Annotated in this window: 14 protein-coding genes and 1 pseudogene; 2 read left to right on the forward strand and 13 right to left on the reverse strand. The window is 34.0% G+C overall.

Translation table 11 applies throughout. The features are described from left to right. Positions 1-14: 14 nt before the first annotated feature. From QQZ16_RS13950 to QQZ16_RS13980, 7 genes are all read right to left on the reverse strand, one after another. Complete coding sequence (locus tag QQZ16_RS13950; protein ID WP_235248367.1) at positions 15-1,592, reverse strand: acyl CoA:acetate/3-ketoacid CoA transferase; 1,578 nt, start codon at positions 1,590-1,592, stop codon at positions 15-17. A 1-nt stretch (position 1,593) separates the two neighbouring features. Further along, positions 1,594-3,216 carry a class I adenylate-forming enzyme family protein gene (locus tag QQZ16_RS13955; RefSeq protein ID WP_235248380.1) on the reverse strand — a complete coding sequence of 541 codons (1,623 nt, stop codon included), beginning with the start codon at positions 3,214-3,216 and terminating at the stop codon, positions 1,594-1,596. Between the two features lie 73 nt (positions 3,217-3,289). Continuing rightward, positions 3,290-3,862, reverse strand: coding sequence for a hypothetical protein (locus QQZ16_RS13960; protein WP_235248382.1), 573 nt, complete (start codon positions 3,860-3,862; stop codon positions 3,290-3,292). Then, a complete protein-coding gene (locus QQZ16_RS13965; protein WP_235248385.1) occupies positions 3,862-5,427 on the reverse strand; it encodes a sodium:solute symporter family protein in 1,566 nt (521 codons plus the stop codon). The genes QQZ16_RS13960 and QQZ16_RS13965 overlap by 1 nt, the downstream gene beginning before the upstream one ends. A gap of 23 nt (positions 5,428-5,450) precedes the next feature. Then, on the reverse strand, positions 5,451-5,669 hold the full coding sequence (locus QQZ16_RS13970) for a hypothetical protein (protein ID WP_235248387.1): 219 nt from the start codon (positions 5,667-5,669) through the stop codon (positions 5,451-5,453). Further along, on the reverse strand, positions 5,666-6,853 hold the full coding sequence (locus QQZ16_RS13975; RefSeq protein WP_284561430.1) for a glycerate kinase: 1,188 nt from the start codon (positions 6,851-6,853) through the stop codon (positions 5,666-5,668). Before QQZ16_RS13975 ends, QQZ16_RS13970 begins: the two co-directional genes overlap by 4 nt. 124 nt (positions 6,854-6,977) lie before the next feature. Beyond that, positions 6,978-8,090 (reverse strand): CdaR family transcriptional regulator, encoded by a 1,113-nt coding sequence (locus QQZ16_RS13980; protein ID WP_235248397.1) that lies wholly within the window; start codon positions 8,088-8,090, stop codon positions 6,978-6,980. A 232-nt stretch (positions 8,091-8,322) separates the two neighbouring features. On the opposite strand from QQZ16_RS13980, the gene QQZ16_RS13985 reads away from it, so the two are divergent. Beyond that, positions 8,323-9,180, forward strand: a complete 858-nt coding sequence (locus QQZ16_RS13985) for a 3-hydroxyacyl-CoA dehydrogenase family protein (RefSeq protein WP_235248398.1) — start codon at positions 8,323-8,325, stop codon at positions 9,178-9,180. Between the two features lie 379 nt (positions 9,181-9,559). Here QQZ16_RS13985 and arfA read toward each other — a convergent pair. From arfA to QQZ16_RS14010, 5 genes and pseudogenes are all read right to left on the reverse strand, one after another. Next, a pseudogene (arfA, locus tag QQZ16_RS13990) lies at positions 9,560-11,073 on the reverse strand (arabinosylfuranosidase ArfA). 60 nt (positions 11,074-11,133) lie between these two features. Continuing rightward, positions 11,134-11,733: a YesL family protein gene (locus tag QQZ16_RS13995; protein ID WP_031538457.1), complete on the reverse strand. Its 600-nt coding sequence runs from the start codon at positions 11,731-11,733 to the stop codon at positions 11,134-11,136. Between the two features lie 39 nt (positions 11,734-11,772). Further along, positions 11,773-12,681: a carbohydrate ABC transporter permease gene (locus QQZ16_RS14000; protein WP_081836666.1), complete on the reverse strand. Its 909-nt coding sequence runs from the start codon at positions 12,679-12,681 to the stop codon at positions 11,773-11,775. A gap of 1 nt (position 12,682) precedes the next feature. After that, positions 12,683-13,582, reverse strand: coding sequence for a carbohydrate ABC transporter permease (locus QQZ16_RS14005; protein ID WP_031538454.1), 900 nt, complete (start codon positions 13,580-13,582; stop codon positions 12,683-12,685). A 67-nt stretch (positions 13,583-13,649) separates the two neighbouring features. After that, a complete protein-coding gene (locus QQZ16_RS14010; protein WP_031538452.1) occupies positions 13,650-15,005 on the reverse strand; it encodes an ABC transporter substrate-binding protein in 1,356 nt (451 codons plus the stop codon). Between the two features lie 488 nt (positions 15,006-15,493). Between QQZ16_RS14010 and QQZ16_RS14015 the strand changes: the two genes are divergently transcribed. Further along, positions 15,494-15,709: a YozQ family protein gene (locus QQZ16_RS14015; RefSeq protein WP_396953893.1), complete on the forward strand. Its 216-nt coding sequence runs from the start codon at positions 15,494-15,496 to the stop codon at positions 15,707-15,709. A 143-nt stretch (positions 15,710-15,852) separates the two neighbouring features. On the opposite strand, the gene QQZ16_RS14020 is transcribed toward QQZ16_RS14015, so the two are convergent. Further along, positions 15,853-17,331, reverse strand: a complete 1,479-nt coding sequence (locus QQZ16_RS14020) for an aldehyde dehydrogenase family protein (RefSeq protein WP_235248399.1) — start codon at positions 17,329-17,331, stop codon at positions 15,853-15,855. Positions 17,332-18,262 lie beyond the last annotated feature (931 nt).

Raw genomic sequence — 18,262 nt, forward strand, 5'->3', positions numbered from 1 at the left:
ACTTCCCTCCCATTTCATTGCTCAAATTGTTTATTTTTCAAACCAAATGGTCCATCTCTAAACAAACGTTCATCCATTAATTTTAAATCTTCACAAATAATCGGAGTAAAATCCATCCTATCTAATACATCCTTTTGTAAATCAATACCTGGTGCAATTTCTGTTAGCATGACACCCTCTTTGACTAATTTAAATACAGCTCGCTCTGTTACAAATACTACATCTTGCCCTTTTTCTCTGGCCAATTTTCCATTAAAGGAAATCTGTGAAACTTTGTTGACCATTTTTTTTATTGCGCCTTCTTTTTTGATAACCACGTTACTATTTTCTAACGAAATTTCCGTTCCACCTGTATTAAAGGTTGCACAGAAAACAACCTTTTTCGCATTTTGTGTAATATCAATAAAGCCACCAGCACCGGTACATCTTGTCCCCATCTTTGTAGCGTTTATATTTCCTTCTCCGTCTAATTCACCAGCACCCATAAAGGTGACATCAACTCCCGCACCGTTATAGTAATCCATTTGTTCATGGTGTGTAATCATAGCAAATAGATTTTGCCCAATTCCAAAATCAATTCCTCCCGCTTGTATCCCTCCATAAATACCTGATTCAACCGTTATCATAATGTCGTTTGTAATTCCTTCTTCATTGGCAATTTTTCCAACTACATCATTCGGAATTCCTGTACCAAGATTGATGACATCACCTGGTTTAATTTCCATAATCGCCCTTCTCCCAATAAACTTGCGGATATTCAATTCCAACGGCTCAATAGAGTCTTGAGGCACCCTTAAGTCACCTGAATAGGAAGGATCATAATACCAGGAAGATGTCTGCCGATGATCTTCAAAAGGATTATCAGCGACAACAATCGCATCAATAAAAACGCCTGGAACCACTACTTCTTTTGGATGAATCGTTCCAGTTCGTGCTACTCTTTTCACTTGTGCAATAACTTTTCCTCCAAATCTTTTTGTAGCAAGCACAGCTGGTAGTACCTCTAGCTTCATTGCTTCCTCTTCCATCGAGATATTCCCCATCTCATCTGCTGTTGTGCCTCTAATAATACAAATGTCCAGTGGAATATTCTTATAGAACATATACTCTTCTCCGTCATATTCCATGATTTCTGATATATTAGCCAATTCCTTCGTTCTATCATTCATCTTCCCACCTTCGATTCGAGGGTCAACGAATGTGCCTAAACCAACTTTACTCATTTTTCCAGGGAGACCACATGCCATCGATCGATATAACTGAGCTATCTGTCCTTGAGGAAGACAATAGGCTATTACTTTATTCTGTGAAATCATTTCCATCCACTTTGGCTGCAGACCCCAATGTGACCCAATGATTTTAGTGACTAATCCTTCATGTGCAAAATGCTGGATACCATCTTTTCGATCACTTTGTCCTGCAGCATGAACAAGTGTTAAATCCTTTGGATAGCCATTTTCTAAATAACTATTTTCTATTTCTTTTAATATCGTTTCAGAGGAACTAACTAAGGTCATTCCTACAGTTGATATAGTTGCCCCATCCTTTATTAACTTAATTGCCTCTTTCGCTTTAATAAAATTAGCTTTCAAGTTATCCCCTCTCCCTAGTAGACTCCAAGTTTTTTCTTATTTTTTTCTTATCAATTTTTCCATTAGGCGTTTTATCTATTTCCTTTACAAAAAAATATTTAACGGGAATTTCATAGCTTGCTAATTTTTCTTTTAGATTCGTTTTGAGCATTATTTCATCTATCATAAAGCCTTCTTCTACGCAAAGAATCGCTACCGGTATTTCTCCATATAGATTATCCTTCACACCAACGACTGCTACTTCTTTAATTCCTTCTATTTGATAAATTGCATTTTCTACATCAAAGGTATAGATTTTTTCTCCACCTCTATTAATTAAGTCTTTTATTCGATCAACGATGTAAAGATAACCAGTAGAATTGATATATCCAATGTCTCCTGTTCTCAGCCATTTGTCTGCTGTTATTAACGTTGAATTTTGATTATAGTATTCTTCAATTACATTCGTACCCTTTATCCAAACCTCTCCCTTTTCCCCTACGGCTGCCTCTTTTCCATTATCATTGATAATTTTAATAAATAATCCTGGAATGGGATGACCAGAGCTGCCGATATATGGACTTGTCGAAACATCTGTTGGTGAAATGGTTCCAGGAGATGTTGTTTCTGTAAGTCCATAAATGGTTCGAAATGACATTTGTGGTAACCACTTTTTTAATTCCTTAATTTTTTCGATAGCCATATTACTACTACCACATGCAATCGTTCTCAATTCTGGCAAATGAGGGAATCGTCTCTTCTCGCTCATCAGCATGGTAAGGACGGTTGGGGAACTATGCAAAAAAGTAATGTTATTTTTTTGCATCTGTTCTAATACATTCTCTGCTTTAAATAGTTTTTGAAGGTATAATGTGCCTTTACATTTAAGTACTACGGACAAGATTCCAACTAATCCAGTTATATTGTACATAGGAGTAGCTAGTATCGAACTATCTTTGTCAGTTAATTCAAAGATTCTTACATACGCATTTATGGCGTGTTGTATATTAAAATTTCTTATTACTGCGCCTTTGCAATTTGACGTAGTTCCAGAAGTAAACATAATAATAGCTATATCTTCCAAATTTCCCGTTTCGTATGTTTCTATTAAAGGATATGCTTCCGTAAATGTAAAACCGTAATGATTTCTATCATTCTTGGTTTTACAAAGGAAAGTACGATTATAAATTTCTTCATATTTCGATATCCAATGACTGTATTCTTCATCCGCTATTATCAAATCACAATCACTATTTTCGATTAAAGAAATGATTTCCTTTTCTTTATATTTGGTTGGAAATGGTATAATCGTAGCTCCTAACTTTTGAGCAGCTAAAAATACAACCACAAACTCTACCGAATTAAATAGTAATATTCCTATATGGGATCCTTTTTTCATACCATATTTCATAACAAGATAAGAAGCTAATTGTTCTACTTTTTTCTGTATGTCAAAATACGTATACGTGCTCCCATCTGTATCAATAATGGCAATTTTATCTGGAGAATTACTAGCATTTTCCTTTACTACTTTATACATATTGTCTGATATAGTTTGAAAAGAGTAATATTCCTTGTTCAGAAATAATTGCTTCCTTAAAGGATCTTTTATCTCGTTACTCCAGTAATCGTTACCTGATATCAAGTTACTCTCCCACCTTTGTTAAGAACTAATAGCATATGATTCTATTAAAAACATATGCTATTAGTTTTCTACTTTATATGACCTTAATTTGTGAAGAATCCTGACCCTTTTTCAGGTGCTCGATATCACTTTGGATATCTTCTTTTAACGATGATAATATATTCATTAACTCTGACTTCCTGTTTCTTAATTCTTCAGGGGTAGTTAATAACGTTCCAATAATCATTCTTTTCGTTTCTTTCGAGTAGTACACAATCTGTAATGTCTCGACCAATTCCTCTTTCCCTAAAAATCGATAGACATTGTGATTAGCTTGAAATTGATTGTGTAAAAAATATGCTTCATTTCCGTCAATCATCCACCTTTTTTTATCCATAATTTTGTAGGAGTCTTTATGACGACTTTTCTTTTCTTTTTTTCTAAATTGTTTTTCTAGCTCTTCGATATAATCTTCTAAGTTTATATCCTTCTTCATTTTTGCCCATCTAATTGAAAGAGAGATTTGATTTTTCTTTCCCCCGTCAACCTTGTCAATTTTTATTAATCCTTCATTAAATGAGAATCTATTTTGAGAATTAATATAAATTTGCCAGTCAACAGGATGTTCAATACTCACGCCATAAACATTCATTCTTATATGATTCATTATAAATTCTCCTTTTGATTCAGTTCAGAAATGGATGCATCAACTGCACTATTTATCTCTGTTCCTGAGTTAATAATAGAATCTATTCGAATAATGTATTTATTTACTACCTCTACTGGTACTTTCGTTACTAAACTAACTCCAACAAATGCAACTGTATTTACTAGTAATGCCCATACTAAAGCGGAAAAACCTAATGGAGGTGTAATAAAGAAAGTAAAGATTGTTGTAACAATTAAACCTGCTACAGTTCCAACAATTGCTCCCTCTTTTGTTCCCCTTTTCCAAAACAGACCAAATATAGTAGCTGGAAGAATTTGTGCAAAGAATGGGGATGATAGCTTATACGCATAATCCACAATGTATGCTGGTTTGATTGCTACAACAATAATCGTTAAAAACATTAGGATTACAAGCAAAATACGTCCAAAATATACAACTCTTTTTGAATCTATTTGTTTTCCTTTTAATTCATATGCATGACGTAAATATATGTCTCTAGATCCAATTGCACTAGCGGATAAAAGCATAGAATCTGCTGTCGAGACTCCGAATGCAAATAAACATAATAGAGAAATAAAGGATATAAAAGGTGGTGCATATTCAGTTGATAAGACAGACATGATATTATCGGTATCAGCAAAGTTAGGTCCCACAATAGCTGGAGCAATAATTGCACCTATTACGACGATGAAAAAGTAAATAACAACATATGCAATTGGTAAAGACCATGACATTGTTCTAAAGTTGTCTTTACTAGCTGCAATAAATGTTCTCATAAAAATGTGTGGCCAAACAACTGTTGCAACTGCTCCAGTTAAGGCGTTTGACAATGTACCTTTCCAATTGAATGTCCCATTTGGACCTGGATGTGATAAGATGCCAGCCAAATTCGGATCATTTTTTATGATGTCAACTGCTTGAGCAAGACCACCATCTGGAAAATAAGTTAATGTAAAATAAGTAATTAACGTGATTAAAGTACCAATCCCCAAAATAAAGTGGAAAGTATCCATTCCTGCAACTGATTTCATTCCACCGCCAATAATATGTAGCGAAACAACCACTGTTGCTAAAGCAACTGCTAACACATATGGTACTAACCCTTTTGTCGTTACAACGGCTGCATCTCCGATTGCTATTAATTGCATTGCTACATAAGGAATAATGAATAAAATTAATACAACAGCTACTAAAAGTCCGAATCCCTCTGAATAATACCTTGCTCTCAGATAATCTACTGGTGTAGAAAACCCGTATTCTTTCCCAAGTATCCATAGTCGATACCCGAGTATAACGAATAATAGACCAGCGATCATTCCACCAGTGTTGGAAAAATAACCAATTCCCTCTCTATATATAGCTGCTGGAACACCATAAAATGCTAATGCAGAGAAAACAGAAATGGCTGTAGTAGCTAGTAAGACAAATGGATTTACACCACGGTCTGCTGTAAAAAATGCTTCAGAAGATTTACTCGTAGATTTAAAGGAAATTAAGCCATGGAAAATTAAAAAACCTGCATATATTAGAATTCCGACAATAATTAATATACTTGCATTCATCTACTTTCCTCCTTTACTAGGCATTATTGTTCATACTTTACGTGTTTCTGTGTTTTGAAGAAGCTATTAAAATATAATCCCCAAACTATTGCTCCAACAATTGGAAGAGCAAATAATAGGAACATCTGAAGTGGTAACCAATTGAAAAGTAGTGGATTAGGCAAATAAGGAATAACCATCCAATCAAAAACAAAGTAGACAATATTAAAAAGGATAAATAGGATTTTAACGGTTTTATTCACAAAATTTCCTCCTTCATATGATTTACTCTAAATCCTAAACGAAAAGCTCTTATCGCTTTTTCCCCTGCATTTGCCGTTAATTCTCTAACATTATCCATTGCATCTTGCAATGTCATCGGTTTATTTACAATGTCTAGGACTAAATCAATGCCATTATTATAAACATTCTCTAGCTGATTCCCTTCACTTCCTACAATAGCAACAACTGGTAAATGATACATTTTAGCAATTTTAGCAACCCCTAAAGGTGCTTTACCATTCACTGATTGGTTATCCATTCTTCCTTCTCCAGTAATGACTAAATCAGCATCTTTTATATGGTCTTCTAATTTAATATAGGACAATATTCTTTCTATTCCTGAATAAATCTTAGCATCGCAAAATGCCATTAACCCTGCTCCTAAACCTCCAGCAGCTCCTGAACCTTGTCTATTTACTAAATTAATTTGAAATTCCCTTTCGAGTTTATTTCCAAATTTCCTCAATAAATTATCTAATGTTTCAAGGTCATCTTGTGTTGCTCCCTTTTGAGGTCCGTATATATAGGATGCACCATTTTCTCCACATAGTGGATTGGTAACATCGGATAGCACCGTGATTTTCGTTGATTGAAGACGAGGATCGATTTTAGTAATATCAATCATAGATAATTTTTCAAGGGATTCAGCTCCATAGCCAATTTCATTTCCATTCCTATCTTTCAAAGATACGCCTAAAGCCTGAGCCATCCCTGCTCCACCGTCATTAGTTGCACTTCCTCCAATACCAATCACTACTTCATCTACTCCATAATCTAAAGCTGCTTTAATTAGTTCTCCTGTACCGAATGTTGTCGTTTTAAATGGATTTCTTTCTTCATCCTTAATGAGTGTTAATCCTGATGCCTCTGCCATCTCAATAATCGCAACTTTTTCATTAATAATGCCAAATTTAGCTTTTACTTTTTGCCCTAAAGGACCTGTTACCTCTTTAGTCACATAATTACCATTTGTTGCAGTAACAATTGCATCAACCGTTCCTTCTCCACCGTCCGCCAGAGGAATTTTAAGAACAATGGCATCAGGCTGTACTCTTCTAATTCCTTTTTCGATATAATCTGAAATTTCAAAAGTAGATGCACTACCTTTAAATGAGTCAGATGCCACAACAATTTTCAACGTACCACCCCATTCTAATAATTCCAACTATAAAAGATAGCGCTTTCTTTTTATCTATTATAAAACGAATAAAATCCTGTTATCTATGGTTTACGTAATAAGAAAATATAGAAAACAATGCATAATATTTATTATCTGTAACAAACATAATTTATTCTTTTAAAGCAAAAGCAACTTTTAAGAGAACAAAATCTTGATACTTTCTCATATCATATCCTGTTTTATCACGTAGTCGATTTAGCTTATATTGTAAGGAGTTCTTATGAATGAATAATATTTCCGAGATTTTCTTAATGGAACCATTAAATTCTTCAAATAATTGGAGAATTTCTCTATACTCCTCTACATCCCGTTCTTCTAAATCACCTATTACTTTATTGCAAAATTCATAAGCAATTATTTCAGAAACATTACTGATGATTAATTCAATATCCATCTCACTGTAATAACGAATACTTTCTCTGGAAGATAATTTAACCCAATCTAATGCCAACTTGGCCTTTTCATAAGAAATTTTTAAATCCACAAGCGAGTTTTCTAATGAACCTATACCAAATTTCACTTGTAAACCATATTTCCTCTTTAATTCTTTACTTATTTCCTCCATTTTATAAAGCAATTGTGATTTGGAGATTTCTGTTAGAATTAATACAACTGAATTCCTGTTTTGCATGATTAAGTTGTCCGAATCTTTAATCATAATTCTATGAAATATAGTGTATATCTCCTCCTTCTTTTCTATGATGTTAGAATTCATTTCCAATATTTCAGAAATAATAACCATCCTGGATGCATCTGTGTTCATTTTAAATACATTTACTTTTTCTAATAATGCTGATTCATTTTTATCTGCATTTGTTATGATTTCTTCGATAATCATTCGATGATTTTCTTTTTGTTTGTTTTTTAAGTTTTCTATGTATTCTTCTTTAATTAGTATTTCTGTCATACGTTTAATTATCTTTCCATATTTTTCTACCTCCTCCCTCTCTCCTGTAATTCCAATAACTCCGACAATCGAGCTTTCAAAATAAATTGGCATATTAATTCCTTTACGGGTTCCTTTAAATTGTCCATCGTACTCAATGATTAAATCAGCTTTACTTTCAACGACTTTTTTTCCACCACCATGAAATAATCCTATTCGATGATGATTTGTACTGGCAATGATATTACCGTTTGTATCAATATAATTTATCTCTTTATTTATTATCTGCTTCATATCCGTAACAATCATTTGTGCTAATTTAGTTGATATATTCATTAAAATACCTCCTTAGACAAACATTTATTATTTCATCAAAACACTATGAATATAAGATTTTATTCTATCCTGTTCTATTAACTATGCAAAAGTTAATAAATCCATTATCATATTTTTCAAGTGAGCTCTATATTTTATATAAAAGATTTAAAATTGTTGAGAATTAATACTTGTAATATCAAATGTAAGCCCATACAATTCATTTATAAAAGAAAAAAGGAGGAAAATGGAAATGTCTATTAAAACTGTTGGTATTGTTGGTGCAGGCTCAATGGGAACGGGTATTGCAAATGCTTTTATTTTAAATGGATATCATGTAGTTTTACATGATATCAAGGAACATTTTCTTGAAAACTCTTTAAATAGAATGACTCAATTTATGACTAAAAGTATCGAACGTGGTAAATTAACCGAGACAAAAATGGAAGAGGCATTATCATTATTAAAAACAACTACGAATCTACAAGATTTCGAAAATGTGGATCTCGTCGTAGAAGCTGTTCTAGAAGATATCAATCTAAAAAAATCTGTTTTTGCTGAACTTGATCGTATTGTTAGAGAGGATGTTATTTTAGCTACAAACACATCTTCTATGTCAATAACGGAAATCTCTTTTGCTACACAGCGTCCTGACCATGTTGCTGGTTTTCATTTCTTTAATCCAGCACAACTAATGAAACTTATTGAGATTGTCTATGGCTTAGAGACATCTGATGAGACGATAAATAGATTAAAAAAAGTAGCAGAATCTTTAAATAAAATTCCAGTTGTCGTAAAAAAAGATTCTCCTGGATTTGTTGTTAATCGAATTCTCATGCCTTTTTATATTGAAGCTACGAAGGTCCTTGAAGAAGATATTGCTTCAAAAGAGGATATTGATAAAGCAATTAAATATGGCTTGAACCATCCGATGGGTCCATTCGAGCTTCAGGATTATGCCGGCGTTGATATTAGCTTTCATGTGATGGAATATCTACAGAAGGAATATTCCGATAATCGTTTCTCTCCTCCACTCTTATTAAAAACCATGATGAGAGCCGGAAGATTTGGAAGAAAAACAGGCGCTGGTTTCTACAAATATGAGAAATAATAAAAAAATGTTTCCGTTTTCATTACTTCTATATGAACCAATAATATTCCTTCCATTTTGCTAGAAGGAAGTTTATCCTTTTCCTTCTTCTTACTCGTCAATTACGACGAGTTTTTTTGTGAGAAGGGTGTAAGTAAAGGAATAGGTGTTATGCCCAAAGCAAAAAATAGCCCCCATTTTCATGAGGGCACTGAAAAACCTTCCTTCAAAATAAATGATGAGAAAGCTTAAAAGTATGCAAGTAGAAATTATATTTAAATCGACGAAGCAGCTCGGCTCATTCCCCAGCGAATCATGCTTTCATCTCGGAAAACAACTAAAAAAAGAATAGAGAGGAATTCCTTCTCTCCCTAATTCTCCACTATGAAAAATAGATAAACTACTTTCTTCTCAACCGAATAACATTCCAAGACATTTTTGGCAGTACAAGTACTAATTTGCCATTTTCCATATAAGATTTCTTAGAGGCAATAGGTTTTACTGCCTCATGTTGAAGGGTGTTAATCGCCTTTGGGTCATCGTTTGCAAGGACAATATGCTCCTCAATGGAATATCCCTCAAATGACCGAATATCCACATCGACATTTAATTGATTGTCTAAGCTTCTATTAACAGCAAAAATAACAAGTTCCTCTTTCTCCTCATTATAGACAATGGATTGATCTAAGTATGGTACATCTGTAAAATCCTTTGAATCATATTTTGGTGAATCCACTATCGCCTGAATGGCCGTCCCTCGACCATATACAGATGTATAATAGTATGGATAGAAAATAGTCTGTTTCCAAGATCCCCCACCTGTTTCCGTCATTATTGGAGCAATAACATTTACTAGTTGAGCAAGGCAAGCAATTTTCACTCGATCTGAATGATTAATTAAAGAGTTCAATAAACTTCCTACAAGCAATGCATCTTCAAAATTATAAACGTCCTCTAACAGTGGTGGCGCTACACTCCAAGGCTCTATTTGTTTATCTTGAGCATTAGAGTGGAACCAAACATTCCATTCATCAAAGTTAAATGAAGTTTTTTCTTGCTTCTCTTCTTCGCCTTAATATAATCACAGGTTGCGATAACCGTTTTTATAAAATCATCCATATCTAATGATTTTGCGAGGAAATTGGCTGTATCATTATCTCGGTTACCATAATAGGTATGAAGTGATACATAATCAACGTAATCATATGTCTGATCCAATGAGGTTGCTTCCCACTCAGGAAATGTTGGCATCGCTGTATTGGAACTTCCGCAACTGACAAGCTCGATTCGTGGATCCACAATTTTCATTGCCTTTGCTGTTTCTGCAGCTAGTCTTCCATATTCATAAGCTGTTTTATGTCCAATTTGCCATGGTCCATCCATTTCATTCCCTAAGCACCAAACTTTAATATTATGCGGGTCTTCATAGCCATGTTGTTTTCTTAAATCACTCCAATAGGTACCTCCTGGGAGATTGCAATATTCCAAAAGGTTACGGGCTGCATCAATTCCACGTGTTCCAAGGTTTACAGCCATCATTACTTCAGAATTCACTTGTTTTGCCCATTCAAAAAATTCATTTGTTCCTACTTCATTTGTTTCGATGGAATTCCATGCTAGTTCCAATTTCTTTGGTCGTTTCTCTTTTGGCCCTACCCCATCTTCCCAATTGTAAGCAGACACCATATTTCCTCCAGGATAACGAACGATCGGAACTTGTAATTGTTTCACTAACTCCATTACATCTTGACGGAATCCATTTTTATCCGCCAAAGGATGCCCTGGATCATAAATACCTCCATAAACCGCACGACCTAAATGCTCTATAAAGGAACCATAAATACGGGAATCAATTTCTGCTATTTTAAAAGATTTATCGATGATCAATTTTGCAGTTTTGAAATTTTCAGGCATTCTTCTCTCATTCCTTTTCGATTGGATTCAAACTACTGTACTTTTTCATCAAAAATTTACTCATTCGATTACCAAGCTATTAGTGACTCTCCATAGATAAATACGGCTGTTAATGAACACTATAAGGGCGACTCCTATTAGAGCTAATGGAATTAACATTTGACAAAAGTAAATGATCAAATAGTCTATTACTACCATCATGATGCTCATTGGTAAATTTTTTATAGCTAAAAAGAGAGAGAGTCTTAATAATTCTAAAACCGCCCCATCATAACTTACTAAAACTGGAAATATTATTACAAAGAACAAAGCAAACAGAAAAACTAGAAAAATATAAAAATAGTAAATACTCCATGATGTATTTGCAGCAATTTCAAAATAAAAATTTCGGGAAGATAGCAACAACATTTCAAAACCGACAACAATAATACCAGCCATCATATTTCTTATAAAATTTCGCTTAAATGATTGGTAAAATTCCGTGAAGATAGTCATTTCTTTCCCATTAATCAAATGAAACATACATTGATGGAGCGCAACAGTGGATGGACCGATTGTAATTACTGGAAGACTAAATAATAACCACAAGAAATTTAAAACAATTATATAATAAAGTTTTCCCATCCGTTCCCAAAATGGAGAATCATATCTTATTTTCATCGTTTCCCGACCTCCTTATCATCATCTATTTCAGTGCCTTTATCCTTTTACTGCGCCTGCTGTCATACCTTCGACAAAGTACTTATTAAATATCAAGTACAGAATAAATAAAGGGAGAATGGAGAAGATCGATCCAGCCACAAGGACATCATAATTGTTTCCATAAGGAGTTAATAACGTATTTAACCCGATAGGTAATGTGAATTTTTCTGCTGATCGTAAAACAATCAATGGCCACAGCATACTATTCCATGCCCCCATTGAACTTAGAATAGCCATAGCGGAGAATGCAGGTTTAGAAATAGGCATAACTATTCTCACGCAAATTCCATACTCACTACTGCCATCAATTCTTCCTGCATCCAACAATTCCTTTGGTATGCCTGAAAGATATTGCCTAAAGAAAAAAATGGTAGATGCATGTACTAAACCTGGAAGGATAACCCCCGCATAGGTATCTATTAGTCCAAAACTAATCATTTGTTTATATAATGGCAACATCAATATTTCAAACGGAACCATCATTGTCGCAATAACTAGGAAAAACAATAAATTTTTAAACTTAAAATGGTACATAGCAAAGCCGTATGCAACAAAATAACAGATAATTAACGTCAAAATAACGGAAACAATGGTAATAATCAAACTATTTTTATACCAATCTAGGTAGCCAGTGCTTCCATCAAAAAGATAACTATAATTGACTAATGACCAATTTTCAAAATCTAAGTTTAGATTTAAGCCGTTTCTTATTAACATTTGACCTGGACGAAAAGATGCAAATAATCCTGAGATAAATGGGACAGCCACACTAGCACACAAAATGATAAAAAAGCCATTAATAAAAGTTTTCACTAAATGATTTTTACCACCATTATTTCCTTTTGTAATATCTAATGAGGAGTTTGATAAAGATTTATTATTTGGATTAGTATTATTCTTGCTCATCCTATTTGTCCTCCTTTTTAAACATGCCGCTTGAAAGCAAGTAGACCATGCTAATGGATAACGCAACAATCAATAATACTAAGCCAACAGCAGAGGCATATCCTAAATCATTCTTTTCAATTCCTCTTCTATACAAATAACCAACAATCGTTAAACCAATATTTTTTGGAGAATTATTGCTTCCATATATCATAAAGCTTTCAAGAAACATTGCTAATCCTGCATATATACTGATGGTTGTAACATAGATTCTTGTTGGTTTAAGTAAGGGCAAAGTAATATGCCAAAATCTTTGCCATGCACTAGCACCATCAACTTTAGCCGATTCATAAAGCACTTCATCAATAGAGCTTAAGCCAGCCTCAAAATACAAAGTGTTTACTCCAGTCCATCTCCATGTTGCTAATAAAAGTAATGCAAACATTCCTGTTCCCCAATTTTTCAGCCACTGCTTTGATTCAAGGCCAAAAAATTGCAGAATTTGATTCATCAGACCAGAATCCATTTCACTAAACATATATCGAAATAAAATACCTGCAACTACTACGGAAACCAATGCTGGCAAATAAATAATCGATTTATAGATTCTTTTACCAACAACACTTTTCGAATTCAATAAAAATGCACAGAGCATTGGAATAGGAATTAATATAATTAACGTAAATATCGTGTAGATGACACTATTTCTAACGGCGATATGAAAGACCTTATCACCTAACAGTTTTTCATAATTCGCAAGACCAATATATTCACTGTATCCGTTTCCAATATTATGAAAACTCATATTTATGGTCGAATACATTGGATATATCCAGAAGAATGACAAGCTAACAATAAACGGTAAAATAAACACATAAGGAGCAATTTTCTGAGAGAATAAAAAAGCTTGGATCTTCTTCAATTCGTTCCTCTCCTTTTCTATCAAGGTCTTTAAGATTGCCTTTATGAGGCAATCTTAAAGACTAAACTTATTCTTGTTCAAAATCTACCTCTGCCTGCGCATCTTCAAGAGCTTGCTTTACATCTGCACCGTTCTCTAGAACTTCATTTAAGGTAGTTAAGTTAAACACCTCATTGATAGTAGTAGTAATTGGCACTGTTTTAATTAAATTTACTTCATCCTGAATTTCTAATAATGTATCAAATGGATTATTAACAAAATATTTAACATATTCGTTCTCTTGATTATGAGTAATGTCTTGATTTGTCCACACCTTTGTATTAACAGGATCAAAACCAAGGATATTCCAAATTTGTTCCCCGCCTTCTTCTGTCAGTTTAGCCCAGGCCATAAATTCAGCTGCTAGCTCTGCATTTTCAGAGTCTTTATATACTACTGTTCCTGTACCCCCTGCACCATTCGAACGTTTTTGTCCTTCTTCAAACACAGGAGCTGGTGCAATAGCAAATTTACCAGACATCTCTGGCATATAATCTGTAAATCGAGACATATACCAAATCGCTTTAGGAAAAGCAGCTACTTCACCTTTTGCAACAGTAGCATAACCTTGCTCTGTATCAATTTGGCCTCCTGGAGTTACTTCTGCAATACCACTTTCCAACCACCCTTGTTGCATTGTTAGCATATTATTTAAAGAATCTAATTTCACATTTGCATTTTCAGGATCTTCTACCCAAGATTCTCCATGTTCAGACATAGTTAATGTTAGCCAGTCAGCACCACCAGTATCAACAGAGGTCATATAAACTTCTCCGTTTGAAGCCTCTTTTAATTTTTCACCCGCTGCTGTGAAGTCATCCCATGTTTTAATTTGAGTATAATCAATACCGTATTTTTCTAAGATTTCCGTATTATAATACATCACCGTAGCCCCAACATGTGTTGGTACCCCATAATAGTTACCATCTTTTTCATAAGCATCTAATCGGGATGTTACTAAATCTGCTTTATATGGCTCTACATAACTGTTTAATGCCAACCACGGTACTTCTCCGTCTAAATAGTTAGGAAATTGGCCAATTTCCACATCTGCTAAATCAGGAATTCCTTCCCCTGATTGAACTGCTAAAGTTAGCTTTGTATGCATATCTGCATACGGATATACGGTAAACTTAATTTGAATTTGCTTATCCGGATTCGCTTCATTCCATTTATTCAACATTTCACTATAAAACTTTTGATGTAAATCAACAAACAGCCACATGTCCATTTTCGCCCCATCTTCTGGACCTACTGTAGTGACCTCAGACTCTACCTCTTCTGTGTTTTCTCCATTTCCACTAGAGGAATTCGAACATCCAACAACTAAAATTGCCATCAAAAGAATAACAAAATAGGAAAATACATTTTTGGGTAACCTCATAAAATTTGCCCCCATTCGATTTTTTACGTACTAGAAATTCAAGTATTTACAAGTACTTTATATGGATTAACATGATCACCCCCTGTAATTAAAACGCTTTCATCATTAGGTATATTACCATTCACGAATTTTTATGTGCACTTTCATATACGCACTTTTTTATTTTTTTCAAAAAATTGTACGTATATAATAAACATTTTTGTTAATTGAATATTTTTACATAACTTACTTGCATTTTCTACTATCACAAATAAAATATGTGTATTCCTAAAATATCTTGGCAATACAATCAATTTATGTAGGCAAGATTAATTGTTTTATTCATCATATCTACGGAGAATTTGACCACTCATCTTTTGTTTTTTTAATGGGAAAAAAGGTGCTGCTGTATAAACTACTTGGAGTCACTTTTACACAAATTCAACATTACATGAGTAATTTTTCATATTTAGTAGAAAATACATCTGTAGAAGTTATTACAAAAAGGAGTGTTCACATTGAAAAAGAAAAATGCAGATCAACATACAGAAGTTGCCGGACGTGTTTTTGATCCAAGTGATTATGAAAAAAAGGACCAACTTTCATCTGGCCTGGCTACAACTCATGAACAAGCAACAGATACATATACAGAAGGGGAAATTGGTGCAGTAATTGATGATGTCGATGGGGAAGATATTCAAATTGGGAAAAAAACAAAGAAGTAACAGAACTAGCTAGACCTTGATGAATATAAATATTTCTTAAGATACTAAAATAGGGACTATTTCCTAAGTAAAGGAAGTAGTCCCTATTTAATTCTATTTTTTAGTTAATCAATTAGGAAAAAGCAAAACTAAATTTTCCGCTTTTACTCAGGAATATATGGTAACTCCAGGGTTTTCGGAAGATTGATAACATGTGTCTCTACATAAGATTTTAATCCTTCTTCCCCATACTCTCTTCCAACACCAGACTGCTTCACCCCACCAAATGGAAACTGAACATCCAAACCTTGAACAGCCGCTGTATTAATCATCGTTGTCCCAGCTTCAATTCTGCGTGCTACTTTCACGGCATGCTCTTCCTCCCCCCAAACAGAGCTTGTTAAACCGTATATACTTTCATTGTGTAATTCGATTACTTGCTCTTCGTCATCAAATGGCAAGATTGGTACAGTTGGTCCAAATTGTTCTTCCACTACAATCGGGTCATGATAATCTGCTCCTAGTACTACAGTTGGCTGGAGAAAATAACCGTTGTCCATTAGCTCTGGATTTAGTATTTTCCCTAATGGAATCACTTTTGCGCCTTTACTTTTAGCATCCTCTACAAGGCTACGTACGTATTTCACCTGGTTTTTATTATTTACAGGTCCGACTGTCACATCTGGATGAAAAGGATCTCCAACTCTTATCCATTTATTTGCTGCTTCGATATATTTTTCTACAAAGGCATCATAGATGGAGCGATGCACATAAATGCGTTTGGCAATCATACAAATTTGACCTGCTGTTAAAAAGTTGGAAATAACCATTCTTCTCATCGCTTTTTCATCGTTAACATCAAAATCTTCTAAGACGATGGCAGCATCATTTCCTCCTAGCTCCAAGGTCATCTTTTTGATTGTTTCTGATGCAGCTTTCATAATACTTTTGGCAGTTTTTGTTCCACCGGTAAAAGCGATTTTCGCAACTTTCGGATTAGATGTTAGTTCAATACCCACTTCTGCATCGCCATGTACAAGATTGAGAACACCAGGGGGAAATTCATTTGCAATGATTTCAACCACTTTGCTAACAGCTAATGGAGCAAAGGGACTTGGTTTAACAACCATAGTATTTCCCGTCAATAATGCTGGAGCAATTTTTATGGTGGATAAAGAAATAGGATAATTCCATGGGGAGATGGCAGAAACAACTCCTACTGGATCAAATGTAATAATGGTTCTTCCATTTTCATGTTCTTTTTCCTGTGGACTAACGACTTTCTTCACATTCTTGCAAGCAAATTCCATCCACATGAGAGAGATGGCTATCTCTCCTTTAGAATCATATAATGCCTTCCCATGTTCTCTTGATAATAAAGTAGCTATTTCAGGAGTTGCATCCTTTATTTTTTGGATAGCCCGCTCCATTCTTTCCATTCGATCCTCCACTTCCGTCCATGCCCAACTTTTTAAAGCATTATATGCTGCATCTATCGCTTGTACCGTTTCCTCTTTCGTATTAAGCGGAGCATATCCTACAATCTCATCTGGATGGGTAGGATTTTCACGAGGAGCTTGTTTTTCCGTTGGTACTTTCTCTCCATTGATAATAGCATGTATTGTTATTTGTTCATTTGGCAAAATCTGAATCCTCCTTTTGATTCTTCCTTAACATAATTAGTATGAATTAGGTTGATACAGTATATACGGTGAGTATAATGAAATTAGACGATTCTTCCTAATCCATTTAGAATAGAGAAACGCATTTACAAATTATTTCACTAATATCTTTATTATTATTCCTCTTTGATATAGTAGGAAAACACAATTTGTTTTGTAATTTTGATCTAGACCTACCAAACTTTTAGTTCTGGAAAAAAGTGTATACAGTTTAATCAGTACTAAGGGTCTTAGTGAAGAAACCGAAGTTAGAAATAACCCACAAACTCTTTTCCCACCAAAATCCAACTAAAAAAAGCATAAAATTACCAACAGAAAATTTATGCTTAACATTGTATAGTGTGACGTAAACCATAACTTTTCCATTTAATTATGCATAAACTTTCCAGCCTTAGAGACATTTGACTTTATGGCCTTTTTTAGTCAGCTTTTCTATTTCCATTTCTTTAATTTATTTCATAAAATGGAATTAATAAAACAAATAAATATGTTTTAGGAATGTTTATTCTTTATTTTTTTATCCTAGGAAATTTTATAGTTTATTCTCATCCTACTCAAATATCATTTTTAGAATAAACTTTGATTCTTAACGAGTCTTCTTAAACTTATTGCATCGTTAAAAAGCCCTGTAACATAAACACTAGGATTTGGAAAATTGATACATATCTATACAAAGAAATTGCTTCTGCCTGTCATTCCCTATTTTAATTAAAAACTAAACACCCTCAATTTTAAATAGTATACGCATAATACGTTTATTGACGGTACTGTCAATATTTTTGTGTAAATGACTTTTCAACTTCTCAAGGTAGATGATCACCTTCGTATTCAAATAGATTTGTTCGAAGTGTTGATTTGGGTGTCTAGGAAAGGGCTAGCCCTTTCCTAGACA

Origin of the sequence: Bacillus sp. T2.9-1 (assembly GCF_950097965.1) — a bacterium.
In the GTDB taxonomy this organism is placed as follows: domain Bacteria; phylum Bacillota; class Bacilli; order Bacillales; family Cytobacillaceae; genus Niallia; species Niallia hominis.